The following is a 995-nucleotide window of genomic DNA, read 5'->3' as shown; positions in this document are numbered from 1 at the left end:
GCGACGACGCCGGCGCCGACGGTGCGGCCACCCTCGCGGATAGCGAAGCGCAGCTTCTCTTCCATGGCGATCGGAACGATCAGGTGCACGTCCATCGACACGTTGTCGCCGGGCATCACCATCTCCGTGCCTTCCGGCAGGGTGCACACGCCGGTCACGTCCGTGGTGCGGAAGTAGAACTGCGGGCGATAGTTGGTGAAGAACGGCGTGTGACGGCCACCCTCTTCCTTCGTCAGGATGTAGGCCTCGGCCTTGAACTTCGTGTGCGGCTTCACCGAACCGGGCTTGCACACGACCTGACCGCGCTCCACGTCCTCGCGCTTGGTGCCGCGCAGCAGGATGCCGACGTTGTCGCCAGCCTGGCCCTGGTCCAGAAGCTTGCGGAACATCTCGACGCCGGTCACCGTGGTCTTCACGGTCGGACGGATGCCGACGATTTCCACTTCCTCGCCCACCTTGATGATGCCGCGCTCGACGCGGCCGGTCACCACCGTGCCGCGGCCGGAGATCGAGAACACGTCCTCGATGGGCATCAGGAACGGCAGGTCAACCGGACGCTCCGGCTGCGGGATGTAGGCGTCGACCTGGGTCATCAGCTCCAGGATCGCGTCCTTGCCGAGCACGGGATCGCCGTTCTCGAGCGCCACCAGCGCCGAGCCGCGCACGATCGGGATATCGTCGCCGGGGAAGTCGTACTTGGACAGAAGCTCACGCACTTCCATCTCGACGAGCTCGAGCAGCTCCGGATCGTCGACCATGTCGCACTTGTTGAGGAACACCACCAGCGCCGGCACGCCCACCTGACGGGCCAGCAGGATGTGCTCGCGGGTCTGCGGCATCGGGCCGTCAGCGGCCGACACCACCAGGATCGCGCCGTCCATCTGCGCCGCGCCGGTGATCATGTTCTTCACGTAGTCGGCGTGCCCGGGGCAGTCGACGTGCGCGTAGTGGCGGTTCTGCGTCTCGTACTCGACGTGGGCGGTCGAGATCGTGAT

At 66.1% G+C, this 995-nt stretch carries 1 protein-coding gene; it reads right to left on the bottom strand.

Features of this window, described 5'->3' with window-relative positions:
- Positions 1-995: elongation factor Tu (tuf, locus tag V5F61_RS21155; RefSeq protein ID WP_393990638.1), on the bottom strand; the 995-nt coding region annotated here is incomplete at both ends.

It is taken from the genome of Xanthobacter sediminis (assembly GCF_043195015.1).
Classification (GTDB): Bacteria; Pseudomonadota; Alphaproteobacteria; order Rhizobiales; family Xanthobacteraceae; genus Xanthobacter.
Note: the sequence above shows the minus strand (reverse complement) of the source record. Positions and strands in the feature narration are given on the sequence as shown.